The sequence below is a fragment of the Conyzicola lurida genome, from assembly GCF_014204935.1.
In the GTDB taxonomy this organism is placed as follows: Bacteria; Actinomycetota; Actinomycetes; order Actinomycetales; family Microbacteriaceae; genus Conyzicola; species Conyzicola lurida.
In genome coordinates this window covers 2,315,274-2,331,671 of sequence record NZ_JACHMJ010000001.1, presented here as the reverse complement: position 1 = coordinate 2,331,671, position 16,398 = coordinate 2,315,274, and the positions used below count along the sequence as shown (strand labels likewise).

Genomic DNA, 16,398 nt, shown 5'->3' with positions numbered 1-16,398 from the left:
GGCGGCGGCCCCGATCGGGTGGTACTCTCGGGGAATGCATTTCGAGCGGCTCGTTCTCCTTCGTTGCCGCGACGAGGCCTAGTCTTACGGCCCTCCTCGTCGCGGAGTTCTTTCGTTGGCTGATCACTCGAAAACCTGAAGGACCGCTCAAATGACAACACAAACTCCCGAGGCCGTGCGGCCTCGAACGCTGGCCGAAAAGGTCTGGGACGACCACCTGGTCGTCAAGGGCGAGGACGGCACCCCCGACCTCATCTACATCGACCTGCACCTCGTGCACGAGGTCACCAGCCCGCAGGCCTTCGACGGACTGCGCCAGGCCGGCCGCCCGGTACGGCGTCTCGACCTGACGATCGCCACCGAGGACCACAACACCCCGACGCTCGCCATCGACAAGCCGATCGCCGACCTGACGAGCCGCACCCAGATCCAGACCCTGCGCAACAACGCCGCGGAGTTCGGTGTGCGCCTGCACTCGCTCGGCGACATCGAGCAGGGCATCGTGCACGTCGTCGGCCCGCAGCTCGGTCTGACCATGCCCGGCATCACCGTGGTCTGCGGCGACTCGCACACCTCGACCCACGGAGCCTTCGGCGCGATGGCGTTCGGCATCGGCACGAGCGAGGTCGAGCACGTGCTCGCCACGCAGACGCTGCCGCTCAAGGCATTCAAGACGATGGCCATCACGGTCGAGGGCACCCTGCGTCCCGGCGTGACCGCGAAAGACATCATCCTCGCGGTGATCGCGCAGATCGGCACCGGCGGCGGACAGGGCTACGTGCTCGAATTCCGCGGCAGCGCCATCCGCGCCCTCTCCATGGAGGGGCGCATGACGATCTGCAACATGTCGATCGAGGCCGGCGCCCGCGCCGGAATGGTCGCGCCCGACCAGACCACGTACGACTACCTGTTCGGCCGCCCGCACGCCCCGACCGGCCAGGACTGGGACGACGCCGTCGCCTACTGGGACACCCTGGCGACCGACGACGACGCCGTGTTCGACGCCGAGGTCTTCCTCGACGCCGACACCCTCGAGCCGTTCGTCACCTGGGGCACCAACCCGGGGCAGGGCGTGTCGCTGAGCGAGCCGGTACCGAACCCGCTCGACATCGACGACCCGAACGAGCGTTCGGCCGCCGAGCGCGCGCTCGAGTACATGGACATCGCCGCCGGCACCCCCATGAAAGACATCAAGGTCGATGCGGTGTTCATGGGTTCCTGCACCAACAGCCGCATCGAAGACCTGCGCGCCTTCGCCTCGATCATCAAGGGCAAAAAGAAGGCCGACGGCGTTCGCGTCATGGTCGTGCCGGGCAGCGCCCGCGTGCGCATCGAGGCCGAGGCCGAGGGCATCGACCAGATCGTCAAGGAGTTCGGCGCCGAGTGGCGTTTCGCCGGCTGCTCGATGTGTCTCGGAATGAACCCCGACCAGCTCGCCCCCGGCGAACGCTGCGCCTCCACCTCGAACCGCAACTTCGAGGGACGCCAGGGCAAGGGCGGCCGCACACACCTCGTGTCGCCGCTCGTCGCCGCCGCCACCGCGGTGCGCGGCACGCTGTCGTCGCCCTGGGATCTGGAGAACGACGAGACGGTCGCCGAGCCCGTCGAAGCGACGAGCACGGAGGTCACGGCGTAATGGACAAGATCACCACCGTCACCGGCATCGCCGTGCCGATCAAGCGGTCGAACATCGACACCGACCAGATCATCCCGGCCGTCTTCCTCAAGCGCGTCACCAAGACGGGCTTCGACGACGCCCTGTTCTATGGATGGCGCCAAGACCCCGAGTTCGTCCTGAACACACCGCCGTTCGCGGCGGAACCCGTCACCGGAGCCCGCGTGCTCATCGCCGGCCCCGACTTCGGCACCGGATCCAGCCGCGAGCACGCCGTCTGGGCGCTGCGCGACTACGGGTTCCAGGCCGTCATCAGCTCCCGCTTCGGAGACATCTTCCGCGGCAACTCCGGCAAGCAGGGGCTGCTCGCGGCCCAGGTGGGCGAGCCGGACGTGGAAAAGATCTGGGCGCTCATCGACGCCCAGCCCGGAATCGAGATTGCCGTCGATCTCGTGGCGCGTGAGATCCGCATCGCGGACCTGACCGTCGCTTTCGAGATCGATGACTATACTCGGTGGCGCTTGCTCGAAGGCCTGGATGACATTGGGTTGACGTTGCGCGACGAAGCGCGCATAACGGAGTTCGAAGCTCGCCGCGAAAGCTGGCGACCACTGACCCTCCCCGCCAAATAAAAGCCCGCCAAATAAGCACAGCCCGCGCGAACGGCGCGTTATTAGCAGTGAAGGTGCGTGAATGAATTCTCTTGTGCAGGATGCCCATAAGGCAGGTGAGAGGGTCGGACTCAAGTCCGACAAAATCGTGATCAACGGCGGAAAACCGCTGCGTGGTCGCATCGAGGTCCGCGGCGCGAAGAACCTCGCGACGAAGGCCATGGTCGCCGCCCTCCTCGCGGAGAGCCCCTCGGTCCTCAAGGACGTCCCCGACATCAGCGATGTCGGAGTCGTCACGGGAATGCTCGAGGCGTACGGCGTCTCGGTCACGAAGACGGCAGAGGGCGAGCTCACGTTCGACCCGAGCAACGTCGAGCGCGCGCACTTCTCCAAGATCGACGCCCTCGCCGGTTCCAGCCGCATCCCCATCTTGTTCTGCGGACCGCTGCTGCACCGTCTCGGCGAAGCGCTCATCCCCGACCTCGGCGGCTGCCGCATCGGCGACCGCCCGATCGACTTCCACCTCGACGCCCTGCGCGCCTTCGGTGCCATCGTCGACAAGAGCTACGAGGGCATCCGCCTCACCGCACCGAACGGCCTCAAGGGTGCCGAGATCGAGCTGCCCTACCCGAGCGTCGGCGCGACCGAGCAGGTCCTGCTCACCGCCGTGCGCGCGTCGGGAGTCACCGAGCTCAAGAACGCGGCCATCGAGCCCGAGATCATGGACCTCATCGCGATCCTGCAGAAGATGGGCGCGATCATCAACGTCGAGCCCAACCGCGTGATCTTCATCGAGGGTGTCGACAAGCTCGAGGGCTACAACCACCGCGCTCTGTTCGACCGCAACGAGGCAGCGAGCTGGGCTTCGGCCGCACTCGCCACCGAAGGCGACATCTTCGTCGGCGGCGCCAAGCAGGCCGAGCTGATGAACTTCCTCAACATCTTCCGCAAGGTCGGCGGCGCGTTCGACATCCACGAAGACGGCATCCGGTTCTACCACCCCGGTGGAGACCTCAAGCCCGTCGTCGTCGAGACCGACGTGCACCCCGGCTTCATGACCGACTGGCAGCAGCCGCTCATCGTCGCGCTGACCAAGGCGCACGGCATCTCCGTCGTGCACGAGACCGTCTACGAGAACCGCTTCGGCTTCACCGACGCGCTCATCGAGATGGGCGCTGACATCGTCGTGCACAAGGACGGCCTCGAGTCCGTCACGCGCCGCGTTCCCCGTCGCCCGCTCGAGCAGGCGGCGGTGATCACGGGCCCGACGAAACTGCACGGCGCCGACATCCGCGTTCCCGACCTGCGGGGTGGCTTCAGTCACCTGATCGCCGCCCTCACCGCGGAGGGTCAGTCGACCATCAGCAATGTGGGCATCATCAGCCGCGGCTACGAGCACTTCATCGACAAGCTTGACGCGCTCGGAGCCGACTTCGTCTACGAGGGCTAAGCGTGGCCGCTGATCGACCGGCGGAGAACGAGAAGACACCCATCTTCCGGCTCCTCGCCGGCATTGCCGTGCCTCCGATGAGCGCGATCGCGAAGTTCAAGCTCACCGGTGTGGAGAACGTGCCGGGGTCCGGCGCGTTCGTGCTCGCACCGAACCACTACAGCGAGATCGACCCGCTGGTGATCGGCGTCGCGATGTGGAAGATCGGGCGTATGCCCCGGTACCTCGCGAAGGCGTCGCTGTTCGAGGTGCCCGTCGTGGGCGCGCTGCTGCGCGCGTCCGGCCAGGTGCCGGTCGAGCGTGCCGGGTCGGGCAAGCGCTCGAACCCGCTCGCCGCGGCCAAGCAGATCGCCGACCAGGGCCTCGCCGTCGTCATCTACCCCGAGGGATCGCTCACGCGCGACCCCGACCTGTGGCCGATGCGCGGCAAGACCGGCGCCGTGCGCACGGCGCTCGAGCAGGGCATCCCCGTCATCCCGGCCGCCCACTGGGGCACCCAGCTGGTGATGCCGCGGTACGCGAAGAAGATCAGCGTCTTCCCCCGCAAGACCATCCACGTGCGCTTCGGCGAGCCCGTCGACCTCTCGGCGTACGCCGGCCGCGTTCACGATTCCGTCGCGATGGCCGAGGCCACCGACATCCTCATGACCGCCATCACCGAACTCTTCGAACAGTTGCGCGGCGAGAAGGCCCCGGCCGAACGCTGGGATCCTGCGAAACACAACCAGAAAGACACCGGCCGTTTTGAACAGTAGCGACGCGCTCGACACCCTCACCCTCGATGCGAAGGCCCGTAAAGTCGCCGTCCTCGGCGCGGGTTCGTGGGGAACCACCTTTTCCAAGATCCTCGCCGACGGCGGTGCGGATGTCGCGGTCTGGGCCCGTCGCCCCGAGCTCGCCCGCGAGATCACCGAGTCGAACCGCAACAGCGACTACCTGCCGGGCATCAACCTGCCCGAGCGGGTCACCGCGAGCGCGAGCCTGCCCCTCGTTCTGGAGGGCGCCGAGCAGGTCTTCCTCTCGGTGCCGAGCCAGTCGCTGCGCGCCAACCTCGAGGCCGTGCGCGAGCTGATCCCCGCCGACGCCATCGTCGTCTCGCTGATGAAGGGTGTCGAGAAGGGCACCGGCCTGCGCATGAGCGAGGTTATCGAGCAGGTGCTCGGCATCGACGCCGACCGCATCGCCGTGGTCTCCGGCCCCAATCTCGCGCTCGAGATCGCGAAGGAACAGCCCACCGCGGCCGTCGTCTCGTCGCGCAGCCTCGAGAATGCCACGCTGGTCGCGATGACCGCGACCAACCCGTACTTCCGGTCGTTCGTCAACACCGACGTCATCGGCACCGAGTTCGGCGGCGTGCTGAAGAACCTCATCGCCGTCGCGATCGGCATCGTCGACGGTGTCGGCTACGGCGAGAACACCAAGGCCTCGATCATCACCCGCGGTCTCGTCGAGATGACCGACTTCGCCGTCGCGTACGGCGCCCGTCCCGAGACGCTCTCCGGCCTCGCGGGCCTCGGCGACCTCATCGCCACCTGCGAGTCGTCGCTGTCGCGCAACAACACGGCCGGACGCCTGCTCGGCCAGGGCTACACCTTTACCGACGTCGTGAAGCAGATGAACCAGACCGCCGAGGGCCTGTCCTCCGTCGGACCGGTGCTCGAACTCGCCCTCGCCAAGGGTGTCGAAATGCCGATCGTGTCGCAGGTCGCCGGCGTGCTCGCCGGTACGCTGAACCCGCGCGACATTGCTCCGCACCTCACCACCGATCCGATGCCCCAGGGAGAGTAGACCCGTGATCACCGCTCTCGCCGACGGGCGACTCCTCGCCGAGAAGACCGGAGCGACCCCGCCGACCGTCGTGGCCCTGCCCGGCTGGATGCGTTCCGCCGCCGACTTCTCCGCCATCGTCGACGGCCAGGACGCCGTGTCGATCCACTTCCCCGGCTTCGGGGTCACCGCCGAGCCGCCGACGGCGTGGGGGAGCGAGGACTACGCGGAGGAGGTCGCCGCCGCGATCTCGTCGTTCGGTCCCGTCATCCTCGTCGGCCACTCGTTCGGCGGACGCGTCGCCGTACGCCTCGCGGCCAAGTACCCGCAATACGTGAGCGGTCTCGTGCTCACCGGTGTGCCGCTCGTGCGACTCACCGCCGCGCCGACGCCCGCCCTGTCCTTCCGCATCGTGCGTTCGCTCGCGAAAAAGGGCCTGCTGCCGAAGTCGGTGCTCGAGAAGCAGCGCCAGAAGCGCGGGTCGGCCGACTACCTCGCCGCCCAGGGCGTGATGCGCGACATCCTCGTGCGCGTCGTCGGCGAGAACTACGACGACGACCTCGCGCGCATCACCGCGCCCGTGCGCATGGTGTGGGGGGAGAACGACACGGCAGCTCCCGCCGACGCCGGCCTCGCCGCCAGCCAGCTCATCAGAGGCGCACGCTTCCGCACCGTCGCCGGTGCCGGCCATCTCATGGAGGGCGCCCTGCGCGACGCGGTGCGCGCCGAACTCCTCGAACTCAGCACGGAGATCCAGTCATGACCATCGTCCTCATCGCCTCGATCGTCGTCGGGGTCTACGCGGCCGTCGTCGGCGCAGCCAAGTGGCTGCGCGTCGCGCAGCGCGAACACTACATCGCGCCGTGGGTCACCCGCCTCGCCTGGCTCTGGGTGACCGTGCGCGTCACCAACGCCGTGCTGCTCGCCGTCGCGGTGGTCCTCATCGCGGTCGCCATCCTCGTGCCGGCCGTGCAGTTCCTCGCGCCCCTCGTCGTGCTGCTGCTGAGCTTCCTGCCGATCGGCCTCGGGATCCGCGGCACGAGCGCGAAGCTCGCCTGGACCGACCGCCTCAAGCGCCTCACCGGCGTCTGGGCGGCGCTGGTGCTCGTCGTCGGTGCGGCGCTGACGCTGCTCGTCGGCCCCGCCGGCATCGCGCTCACCGTGCTCGCGCTGGCCCCGATCACCGACCTGGCACTCGTCATCATGAAGCCCGTCGAGAAGCGGCTGTCGCGCAAGTACATGCTGAGCGCCCGCAAACGCCTGCAGCAGGTCAGGCCGACGATCGTCGCAATCACCGGTTCCTACGGCAAGACCTCGACCAAGGGCTACGTCGCGCACGTGCTCGCGTCGAGCTTCGCCGTCGTCGCGAGCCCCGCGAGCTTCAACAACCTGATGGGTCTCTCGAGCGCGGTCAACAACCGCGTCATCCCGGGAACCGAAGTTTTCATCGCCGAGATGGGCGTCTACGGCCGCGGCGAGATCCGCGAGCTGAGCGAGAGCTTCCCGCCCGACATCGCCGCGATCACCACCATCGGCGAGGCGCACCTGGCCCGCATGGGCAGCCGCGAGGTCATCTTCCAGGCCAAGTCCGAGATCACCGAGAAGGCCCGCATCGTCGTGCTGCCGATCGACGAGGTCGAACTCGCCGGTCTCGCCGAGCGCTGCCGCGTCGAGGGCAAGACCGTCATCACCGTGTCGACGCGTCCCGGCACCGACGCCGACGTCATGGTCGACGCGGACGCCGGCACGGTCACCGTCATCGAGGGCACCACCGTCGCCACGGCGCCGATCCACGTGCCCGGAGTCGGCCACGCCGTCAACCTCGCGGTCGCGATCGGCATCGCCCGCGCCCTCGACATCCCGCTCGCGAAGATCGCCGACCGGCTGTCGGCGCTGCCCGACTCGCCGCACCGCGCCGAGGTGCAGCAGGCCGCGAGCGGCGTCGTGGTCATCGACGACACCTACAACTCGAACCCCGTCGGATCGGAGCGCGCACTCCAGGGTGCGGCCGTGATCGCCGCGGAACGCGGCGGCCCGCTCGTCGTCGTGACGCCCGGCATGGTCGAGCTGGGACACGTGCAGGCGGCGCGGAACGAGGCGTTCGCGGCATCCGTCGCTGCCCTCGGCGGCCATCTCTTCGCCATCGCCCGGGTGAACCGTGCCGCCCTCGTCAAGGGAGCCGCCGGCGGGCCGAACCCGGTGAGAACTTTCGATACCAGAACCGAGGCCGTCGCTGCGGCGCTCGATCAGGCCGGCGACCGAGGCGTTATCCTCTATGAGAACGATCTGCCGGACCACTACCCGTAACCAGCCGCACGGGCCAGCAGTAACTAGTTGCGGCTGACTCGATCTTTTGGATGGTCACGCGTGAGTTCTCCCTGGGCAGTGCTGTTTGGCGGGCCGTCGCCCGAGCATGAGATTTCGATTCTCACCGGTCTGCAGTCGGAGCGTGTTCTCACCGCGAGCGGCGAGGCCGTGCTGCCGATCTACTGGGCGCCGAACGGCGAATGGTGGCTCGTGCCGGCCGGCACCGAGGCCAAGGACTACCTGACGGGCGTGCCCAAGGGCTCGAAGGCCGTCGACGTGCGCGTCTCCGGCGACACCGGGCTCTACGTCAAGAAGCGCGCGCTGGACATCTCCGCGGTGCTGCTCACGCTGCACGGCGGTCTCGGCGAGGGTGGCGGAGCTGCCGCCCTGTTCACGCTGCTCGGCATCCCCGCCACCGGCTCGACACTCTTCGCGGGCGCCGTCGGCATGGACAAGCTCGCGTTCGGCGGGCTCATGGAGGTCGCCGGCATCCCGACGCTGCGTCGCGAACTGCTCTCCGCCACGCACGCGCCGTCGTTCCCCGGCCCGTACATCGTGAAGCCGCGTTTCGGCGGTTCGTCGATCGGTATCGAGATCGTCGAAGACGTGGATGCCGCCAGGGCCGTCGCCAGCGCATCGGCACACCTCCGCGCGGGAGCCGTCGTCGAGCCGTACCGTCCCGAACTCGTCGACCTGAACATCGGCTTCCGTACCTTCCCGCAGCTCGCGGTGACGGCGCTGGAGAAGCCGATCCGCGTCAACGCGGAGAACGGGCTCTACTCCTACGCCGACAAATACCTCTCCGGCGGTGCCGGCAGCGAGGTCGGGCTCACGAGCGCGCCGCGCGAGTTCCCGGCCAACGTGCCCGACGCCGTGGCGACCCTCGCCGCCGAGCTCGCGACGCGCGTCGCCGAGGTCACCGGACTCACCGGCGTCGTGCGCGTCGACCTGCTGCTCGACGAGTCGAACGGCGAACTGTTCGTCAACGAGGTCAACTCGATCCCCGGCGCCATGTCGCTCTACCTCTGGGCACCGCAGGCGCCCGCCGCCACCGTGCTCAAGGACGCGCTCGTCGAGGCCCGTGACCGCCGTGTCGTGACGCCCGCGTCCGGTTTCGGCTCGGGCGCGGCGCTCCGTGCAGCCGGTGGCATCGCCGGCAAGCTCGTCGGGCTCGACGGGCCGCGCGGCTAGCTAGCCCCGGCGGGTTGAGCCTGTCGAAACCCGGCCTAGTCCGGTCTCGACAAGCTCAACCCGCGGGCGTCGGCGTCGCCTCGGGCGTCACCGTGTCGGCGCCCAGGCTGTCCTCGATCTCGGTGCAGGCACCCACCTCGGTGGTCGCGCCGACCGCACCGACCAGGTCGAACAGCGCCGGGCCGGGCGAGGTGACATCGCGGTTGACGATCACCTCGGTGGCCGGCTCGCGCCCGTAGGTCGTGAAGATGTAGTTCGGTGCCTCGGAGTCGTCCCGCAGCCAGTAGACGTCGTCGACCAGCACGCACGGCAGGGTCGAGGTCGGGTCGGGCACCTCCACGCCGCAGCGCAGCAGCACCGAGGCCGGGCTACCCCACGCGCCGGTTCCCTGCGCGTTGGTCTCGCGCAGTGCCAGGTCGCTCACCGTGTCGGGCAGGCGCACCATGACCTCGGCGCACCCCTCGTCGCTTGCGAACTTCGCCGGTTCGAGCGCCACCGTCTGCGCGCATCCCGTCAGGGCGCCGAGGGCGATCAGGCTGACGGCGGCGAGCTGGAGGACGGAACGGCGGAGCGGGGTTTTCACCGGTTCAGGCTACCGTGTGAAGCATGACGCAACCCGATACTCTGCGCGGCATCGGGGAGTCCGCCACCCTCGCGCGCATCTTCCCGCGCCTCCCCGCCTCCGACTACGCCCTCGTCGGGCCCGGCGACGACTCCGCCGTGATGTCCGCGCCCGACGGCCGCTTCGTCGTCACGACGGACATGATGATCCACGGCCCCGACTTCCGGCTCGCCTGGTCGACCCCGCACGACCTCGGCTGGAAGGCCGCGGCCTCCAACCTCGCCGACGTGGCCGCCATGGGCGCGACCCCGACCGCGCTCGTCGTCGCGATCGCGGCACCCGCGGACTCGCCGGTCTCGCTGCTCGAGGGCATCGCCGACGGACTGCGCGACGCCTGCCTCGCGCTCGCCCCCGGCTGCGGCGTCGTCGGCGGCGACCTCTCGGTCTCCGACACCCTCACGATCGCGGTCACGGCGTTCGGCGACCTCGCCACCCGCGGACCCGTCCTGCGCTCGGGCGCGCGCGTCGGCGACGTCGTCGCGGTTTCCGGCGTGCTCGGCGCCGCCGCTGCCGGGCTCCGGCTGCTGTTCGAGCGTGCCGTCGTCGACGGGCGTCCGGATGCCGCGGCCGCCGCCGCGCTCCGCGGCACCGACGCGGCTCTCGTGGCCGCGCAGCTCGCGCCGTCGCCTCCGATCTCCGACGGCGTCCTCGCCGCTGTCGCCGGGGCCACCGCCATGCTCGACCTCAGCGACGGACTCGCGCTCGACGCCCGACGCCTCGCCGCGGCCAGCGGTGTCGCGCTCGCGCTCTCGTCCGTGGCGGTCGGCTCCCGGGAGGCGCTCGACGGGGGAGAGGACCACTCGCTGCTCGCGACCTTCCCGCCCGGCACCGCGCTGCCCGGGGGATTCCGCCAGATCGGCACGGTCGTGGCGGGTGAGGGCGTACTGGTCGACGGCCTGCACTACGAGAAGCGCGGCGGCTGGGACCCGTACGAGCAGTGGAGCGGCCAGGCGGGTTGAGCTGGTCGAAACCCTGATTTCGACAAGCTCAATCCGCTAGTCGGCCGACGGGGTACCCAACCACCACAGCGTCGTGTCGCCGTAGTCCTTGCGGCGGTCGATCTCGAGGCCCTCGGGCAGCACCGGCTCGGGGCTCCGCGAGCTGCGTTCGAGCACGACGGTCGCGTCCGGCGCGAGACGCGGAGCGAGCAGCGCCAGCATCCCAGCCAGCTCGGTCTCGCCGAGGTCGTACGGCGGGTCGATGAAGACCACGTCCCAGCTGTCGCGCGACGGCGCGAGGAACCCGTCGACCGACTGGCCCGAGACGTCGATGCGCGGGGCGCCGGTGCGCGGCGCGGCGCGGAGCAGCAGCGACGCGTTGGCCCGGCAGGCCTTCACCGCCGCCTGCCCCTTTTCCACCAGCACGACAGAGGCGGCGCCGCGTGATGCGGCCTCGAGCCCGAGCGACCCGGTGCCCGCGTACAGGTCGAGCACCCGGGAGCCGTCGAGAGCGCCGCGGGCGTCGAGCGCGGAGAAGATCGCTTCGCGGACCCGGTCGCTCGTGGGACGGGTGCCGGTGGCGGGCACGGCGAGCGTGAGGGAGCCGGCGAAACCGGAGATGATGCGGGTCATTGCCCCAACGGTACCGGGATTCCACGCGGCATCCGTAGTAGGCATTCGACAAACCGTTGGCGCAGGGGCCGCACGTTCCACACAATCGGATGCATGGCCAGCGTTGATCGAACCCCCAAGCCCTCCTTCACCAAAGCGCTCTTCCTCGGCAACACGCACTCCGAGCTCGTGATGCCGTACCCCCTCCTGGACGGCGAGGAGCGGGTCAAGGTGCACTCACTCGCCGCGAGCGCGCGCGAGTACCTGACCGGGACCTACGACCCGTGGAAGGCCGAGGAACAGCGCTGGGTCGGCGACGACACGATCCGCGACCTCGGCGAACGCGGCCTGCTCGGGCTGTTCGTCGACGAGCAGTATGGCGGACAGGGCCTCAGCCAGACCGGGTACTGCCGGGTGATGGAGGAGTTCGGCCGCGCCGACGGCGCCCTCGCCGTGGTGATGGGCGTGCACCAGTCCATCGGCACGAAGCCGATCTACCTCTACGGCACCGACGACCAGAAGGCCCGTTGGCTGCCCGACCTCGCCGCGGGCCGCAAGCTCGCCGCCTTCGTGCTCACCGAACCGAACGTGGGCAGCGACGCCTACAACCTCGAGACCTGGGCCGAGCGTCAGAGCGACGGCAGCTGGATTCTCAACGGCGAGAAGCGCTGGATCGGCAATGGCTCGAAGGACGTGCTCACGGTCTTCGCCCGCAGCGACCTCGGCCACGTCGCGCTCGTGGTCGAGAAGGGCACGGAGGGCCTCAGCACCGGGCCCCGCTTCGACACCCTCGGCCTTCGCGCCAACAACCTGCAGCGCGTGCACTTCGACAACGTGCGCGTGCCGGCCGAGAACCTGCTCGGCGAGCCGGGCGACGGGTTCCGCATTGCGATGAACACGCTCAACAACGGCCGGATGTCGATGGGTACCTCGATCGCAGGCGGCATGAAAGCCTTCCTCGGCTACACCCTCGACCACGCGAACGAGCGCACGCAGTTCGACCGCAAGCTCATCGATTTCGAGATGGTCGAAGAGAAGGCCGCGTGGATGAACACGCAGATCTACGGCCTCGAATCGATGTCGTACCTCACCACCGGCCTCGTCGACCGCGGCGTCGCCGACTTCTCGCTCGAGTCCGCGATGACCAAGGTGGTCGCGAGCGACGTCGGCTGGAAGGCGCTCAACAAGGCGTTCCAGGTGCACGGCGGCACCGCGTTTATGAACGACCACCCGCTCTCCAAGGCACTCCGCGACTTCCGTATCTTCCCGATCTTCGAGGGCGCCAACGACGTGATGCGCGCCTACGTGGCTCTCAACGGCATCAAGGCGCTGAGCGACGGTCTGCCCGACGTGCGCTCGCTCACCGTGGGCGCCCCCGGCAAGGCGATCGGCGTGCTCGCGCCCTACGTCGCCGAGCGGGTCAACCGTGCGCTGCGCCCCGAGAAGCTCGCCGGCGCGGATCCCGTGCTCGCCAAGCAGGTCTCCGCCGTCGCCGAGCAGGTGGCGCGCCTGCGCGACCGCGCCGAGTGGTCGCTGCGCAAGCACGGCAAGAAGGTGCAGGAGAAACAACTCATGCAGAAGAGACTGGCGGATGCCGCATCCGGGATCTACGCGCAGGTGGCGGTCATCAGCCGGGCCACCGCGACGCGTGCCCGTGACGGCGCCCCCGCGACGGCCGCGGAGATCACGGTCGCCGCCGAGTTCTGCGACAGCTCGGCGCGCCAGGTGGGCCGCGACCTGCGCTCGCTCGAGGTGAACGCCGACGCCGTCACGAAGAAGATCGGCGCGGCGGTGCGCGAGTCGAACGGGTACGCGTTCGAGCTGTAGGTAGTCGGTCCCTGAGCTTGTCGAAGGGCCACCGCGCGCTTCGACAAGCTCAGCGACCGGACGGCGTACCGTGTGACGCATGTCCCCCGATTTCCGCAAGCCGTTCCGCGGGCTCTCGCGCAGCAAGCCGACGCCGGCCGCCGAGCCCGAGCTGTTCGCCGACGAACCGGCTTCCGCACGCTCCAGCCTGGTCAATAACGCCATCTACAGAGACGGATGCCGCGTCGAGACGCCCACCTCCCTCGACACCACGTACCTCGCCCTCGACCACCACGCCGACTCGATGGCGTGGATCGGCCTGTACCGGCCGTCGATCGACGAACTCACCTCGCTCGCCGGCCAGTTCGGGTTGCACGAGCTCGCGGTCGAGGACGCGGTTCTCGCCCACCAGCGCCCCAAACTCGAGCGCTACGGCGAGACGCTGTTCGTCGTGCTGCGCGCGGCGCGCTACCTCGACGACGCGGAAGAGGTCGAATTCGGCGAACTCCACATCTTCATCGGCCCGAACTTCGTCATCACGGTGCGCCACTCGGAATCGCCCGACCTGTCGCTCGTGCGGTCCCGGCTCGAGGAATCGCCCGACCTGCTCGCGCGAGGCACCGAAGCGGTGCTCTACGCGATCCTCGACGCCGTGGTCGACGGCTACGCGCCCGTCGTCGCGGGCATCGCGAAGGACATCGACGAGATCGAGACGCAGGTGTTCGACGGGGACCCGCGGGTCTCCCGGCGCATCTACGAGCTCTCCCGCGAGGTCATCGACTTCCAGCGCGCCGCCCAGCCGCTCATCGGCATCCTCGACCAGATTTCCAGCGGCTTCGACAAGTACTCGATCGCGGTCGACCTGCAGCAGTACCTGCGCGACGTCGCCGACCACGTGACGCATGTGACGGAGCGCATCGAGGAGTTCCGCATCCTGCTGCGCGACATCCTCACCGTGAACGCCACCCTCGTGGCCCAGCGGCAGAACGACGACATGCAGAAGATCACCGAGTCGAGCAACCGGCAGGCGGAGGAGGCGCGCAAGATCTCGGCCTGGGCGGCCATCTTCTTCGCGCCGACGCTCGTCACCGGCATCTACGGCATGAACTTCGCGTTGATGCCCGAGCTCGACTGGGCGTTCGGCTACCCGGCTGCGTTGCTGCTGATGGTCGCGGTGGGCGGCACGTTGTTCGCGGTGTTCCGCAAGCGGCACTGGCTGTAGCAGCCGGCGGATCGAGCGTGTCGAAATCCACCAACCCCTCCGACCCTGATTCCGACAGGCTCAATCCGCGTAATCTGGAATCGTGACCTCCCCGCTCGACGAGCCGCTCAAGAAAGCGCTCGGTCCCCGCACGAGCGCCGCCCTCGCGAAGGGCCTCAAGCTCCAGACCGTGGGCGATCTCCTCAGCCACTACCCGCGCCGCTACATCCGGCGGGGAGAACTGACCGAACTCACCCACCTGCCGCTCGACGAGAACGTCACGATCGTCGCCGAGGTGCTGTCAGTGAGCCAGCGGTCGATGCAGGCGCGCAAGGGGTCGATCCTCGAGGTCAAGATCAGCGACGGCAAGGGCATACTGTCGCTCACCTTCTTCAACCAGGCGTTCCGCAAAGAGGAGCTCGTGCCCGGCGTGCGCGGCATCTTCGCCGGCAAGATCGGCGAGTACCGCGGAGCGCTGCAGCTCACCCACCCCGACTACGAGCTGTTCGACGCCGCCGACCTCGGCGACGGGGGAGAGGCGACGCGCGCGTTCCTCGAGACCCTCGTGCCGGTCTACCCGGCGACCGCGTCGATGACCAGCTGGCAGATCCAGAAGGCGGTCTCCGTGGTGCTCGACACCCTGCCGCCGCTCACCGACCCGGTGCCCGCCGCCATCCGCACGCGCCGCAAGCTGATGAGCTACGAGCGCGCGGTGCAGAGCATCCACCGGCCGTCGACCGACGCCGAGTGGGCCGGCGCGCGCAAAGCGCTGCGCTTCCAGGAGGCATTTGTGCTGCAGGCTGCGCTGCTGCAGCAGCGCGCCAAGCTGCGGTCGGTCGCCTCGACCCCGCGCGCGGCCGGCGGCCTGCTCGCCGGGTTCGACGCGGCCCTGCCGTTCACCCTGACCGGCGACCAACAGCGCGTCGGCCAGGAGGTCGCGGGCGACCTGCAGTCCGGCACGCCGATGAACCGGCTCGTGCAGGGCGAGGTGGGTTCCGGCAAGACGCTCGTCGCTCTGCGGGCCATGCTCGCCGTCGCCGAGTCGGGCGGCCAGTCCGCGCTGCTCGCGCCCACCGAGGTGCTCGCGCAGCAGCACTTCCGCTCGATCGTCAAGACGCTCGGGCCCGATCTCGCCGCGCGGCTGCGGCCCGTGCTCATCACCGGGCAGCTCCCCGTCGCCGAGAAGCGCAAGGCGCTGCTCGCCGCTGTCTCGGGTTCGGCCCGCATCGTGGTCGGTACCCACGCCCTGCTCAGCGACAACGTCGGCTTCTTCGACCTCGGTCTCGTCGTGGTCGACGAGCAGCACCGCTTCGGCGTCGACCAGCGCGAGGCCCTCCGGCTCAAAGGCACGACCCCGCCGCACGTGCTCGTGCTGACCGCGACGCCGATCCCGCGCACCGTGGCGATGACGGTGTTCGGCGACCTCGACATCTCCACGATCGCCGAGCTGCCCGGCGGCCGCGTGCCGATCAAGAGCTTCGTGGTCTGGAACAAACCGCTCTACGACCGGGTCTGGTCGCGCGCCGCCGAGGAGATCGCCCAGGGCCGCCAGGTCTTCGTGGTCTGCCCCGCGATCGACGCGAAAGAGGTGGAGGAGGTGGAGCCGGGCGCCGAGGTCGCCGAGCCTTCGGCCGCCGGCGCCCCGGGTTCGAAGCAGGCGCAGAAGATCGCCAACGTCACCGAGACCGCCGCCGAACTGCGAGCCCACCCGGCGCTCGCCGGTCTCCGCCTCGAGGTGCTGCACGGCCGTATGCCGAGCGAGGAGAAGGACGGCGTGATGCAGGCCTTCGCCGCCGGCCGCATCGACATCCTCGTCGCCACCACGGTGATCGAGGTCGGCGTCGACGTGCCGAACGCGAGCACCATGGTGATCCTCGACGCCGACCGCTTCGGCGTCTCCCAGCTGCACCAGCTGCGCGGCCGTGTCGGTCGCGGTGGCGTGCCGAGCGTCTGCCTGTTCGTGACCCACGCCGAAGACGGCACGCTGGCCAGAGAACGCGTCGAGGCCGTGGCATCCACTCTCGACGGTTTCGAGCTCGCCCAGAAGGACCTCGAACTGCGCCAGGAGGGCGACGTGCTCGGCACCACTCAGTCGGGCGGCCGCTCCAGCCTGCGGCTGCTGCGGGTGGTGAAGGATGGCGCGCTCATCGCCGAGGCGAGAGAGCTCGCGTCCGCGGTGCTCGAGGTCGACCCGCAGCTCGTCGACTACCCCGACCTGGCCGAGGCGCTCGCCCGCCGGCTCGACGCCGAAGCGGAAGCCTTCCTCTCGAAGAGCTGA

At 69.3% G+C, this 16,398-nt stretch carries 14 protein-coding genes; 12 read left to right on the top strand and 2 right to left on the bottom strand.

Going from position 1 to position 16,398, the window contains the following annotated elements; translation table 11 throughout:
• Positions 1–151: 151 nt before the first annotated feature.
• From leuC to HD599_RS11280, 8 genes are all read left to right on the top strand, one after another.
• Positions 152–1,636, top strand: coding sequence for a 3-isopropylmalate dehydratase large subunit (leuC, locus tag HD599_RS11315; RefSeq protein WP_184237540.1), 1,485 nt, complete (start codon positions 152–154; stop codon positions 1,634–1,636).
• Complete coding sequence (leuD, locus tag HD599_RS11310) at positions 1,636–2,247, top strand: 3-isopropylmalate dehydratase small subunit (RefSeq protein WP_184237537.1); 612 nt, start codon at positions 1,636–1,638, stop codon at positions 2,245–2,247. Before leuC ends, leuD begins: the two co-directional genes overlap by 1 nt.
• Positions 2,248–2,308: 61 nt before the next feature.
• Positions 2,309–3,676: a UDP-N-acetylglucosamine 1-carboxyvinyltransferase gene (murA, locus tag HD599_RS11305; RefSeq protein WP_184237534.1), complete on the top strand. Its 1,368-nt coding sequence runs from the start codon at positions 2,309–2,311 to the stop codon at positions 3,674–3,676.
• Between the two features lie 77 nt (positions 3,677–3,753).
• A complete protein-coding gene (locus HD599_RS11300) occupies positions 3,754–4,431 on the top strand; it encodes a lysophospholipid acyltransferase family protein (protein ID WP_184240564.1) in 678 nt (225 codons plus the stop codon).
• Entirely contained in the window at positions 4,421–5,464 is a 1,044-nt protein-coding gene (locus tag HD599_RS11295; protein WP_184237531.1) for an NAD(P)H-dependent glycerol-3-phosphate dehydrogenase, read from the top strand. Before HD599_RS11300 ends, HD599_RS11295 begins: the two co-directional genes overlap by 11 nt.
• A gap of 4 nt (positions 5,465–5,468) precedes the next feature.
• Positions 5,469–6,206: an alpha/beta fold hydrolase gene (locus tag HD599_RS11290; RefSeq protein WP_184237528.1), complete on the top strand. Its 738-nt coding sequence runs from the start codon at positions 5,469–5,471 to the stop codon at positions 6,204–6,206.
• Positions 6,203–7,750, top strand: coding sequence for a Mur ligase family protein (locus tag HD599_RS11285; RefSeq protein ID WP_184237525.1), 1,548 nt, complete (start codon positions 6,203–6,205; stop codon positions 7,748–7,750). The genes HD599_RS11290 and HD599_RS11285 overlap by 4 nt, the downstream gene beginning before the upstream one ends.
• A 60-nt stretch (positions 7,751–7,810) precedes the next feature.
• Entirely contained in the window at positions 7,811–8,941 is a 1,131-nt protein-coding gene (locus HD599_RS11280; protein WP_184237522.1) for a D-alanine--D-alanine ligase family protein, read from the top strand.
• A gap of 55 nt (positions 8,942–8,996) precedes the next feature.
• Here HD599_RS11280 and HD599_RS11275 read toward each other — a convergent pair whose 3' ends face one another.
• Positions 8,997–9,524, bottom strand: a complete 528-nt coding sequence (locus HD599_RS11275; RefSeq protein ID WP_184237520.1) for a DUF3515 family protein — start codon at positions 9,522–9,524, stop codon at positions 8,997–8,999.
• Between the two features lie 23 nt (positions 9,525–9,547).
• On the opposite strand from HD599_RS11275, the gene thiL reads away from it, so the two are divergent.
• Positions 9,548–10,522 carry a thiamine-phosphate kinase gene (thiL, locus tag HD599_RS11270; RefSeq protein WP_184237517.1) on the top strand — a complete coding sequence of 325 codons (975 nt, stop codon included), beginning with the start codon at positions 9,548–9,550 and terminating at the stop codon, positions 10,520–10,522.
• Between the two features lie 36 nt (positions 10,523–10,558).
• Here thiL and rsmD read toward each other — a convergent pair whose 3' ends face one another.
• Entirely contained in the window at positions 10,559–11,134 is a 576-nt protein-coding gene (gene rsmD, locus HD599_RS11265; protein ID WP_184237514.1) for a 16S rRNA (guanine(966)-N(2))-methyltransferase RsmD, read from the bottom strand.
• Positions 11,135–11,227: 93 nt separating this feature from the next.
• Here rsmD and HD599_RS11260 point away from each other — a divergent pair, with 93 nt between their 5' ends.
• From HD599_RS11260 to HD599_RS11250, 3 genes are all read left to right on the top strand, one after another.
• Positions 11,228–12,940, top strand: a complete 1,713-nt coding sequence (locus HD599_RS11260) for an acyl-CoA dehydrogenase family protein (RefSeq protein ID WP_184237511.1) — start codon at positions 11,228–11,230, stop codon at positions 12,938–12,940.
• Between the two features lie 79 nt (positions 12,941–13,019).
• A complete protein-coding gene (locus tag HD599_RS11255; RefSeq protein WP_184237508.1) occupies positions 13,020–14,141 on the top strand; it encodes a magnesium and cobalt transport protein CorA in 1,122 nt (373 codons plus the stop codon).
• 79 nt (positions 14,142–14,220) lie between these two features.
• The gene (locus tag HD599_RS11250) at positions 14,221–16,398 is read left to right on the top strand and encodes a DEAD/DEAH box helicase (RefSeq protein ID WP_184240562.1); all 2,178 of its coding nucleotides are present in this window, start codon (positions 14,221–14,223) and stop codon (positions 16,396–16,398) included.

Excerpts from the sequence above, each read along its gene's own strand:
- leuC (WP_184237540.1), top strand. The coding sequence starts at position 152 with ATGACAACACAAACTCCCGAGGCCGTGCGGCCTCGAACGCTGGCCGAA.
- leuD (WP_184237537.1), top strand. The coding sequence starts at position 1,636 with ATGGACAAGATCACCACCGTCACCGGCATCGCCGTGCCGATCAAGCGG.
- murA (WP_184237534.1), top strand. The coding sequence starts at position 2,309 with ATGAATTCTCTTGTGCAGGATGCCCATAAGGCAGGTGAGAGGGTCGGA.
- HD599_RS11300 (WP_184240564.1), top strand. The coding sequence starts at position 3,754 with ATGAGCGCGATCGCGAAGTTCAAGCTCACCGGTGTGGAGAACGTGCCG.
- HD599_RS11285 (WP_184237525.1), top strand. The coding sequence starts at position 6,203 with ATGACCATCGTCCTCATCGCCTCGATCGTCGTCGGGGTCTACGCGGCC.
- thiL (WP_184237517.1), top strand. The coding sequence starts at position 9,548 with ATGACGCAACCCGATACTCTGCGCGGCATCGGGGAGTCCGCCACCCTC.
- rsmD (WP_184237514.1), bottom strand. The coding sequence starts at position 11,134 with ATGACCCGCATCATCTCCGGTTTCGCCGGCTCCCTCACGCTCGCCGTG.
- HD599_RS11260 (WP_184237511.1), top strand. The coding sequence starts at position 11,228 with ATGGCCAGCGTTGATCGAACCCCCAAGCCCTCCTTCACCAAAGCGCTC.
- HD599_RS11255 (WP_184237508.1), top strand. The coding sequence starts at position 13,020 with ATGTCCCCCGATTTCCGCAAGCCGTTCCGCGGGCTCTCGCGCAGCAAG.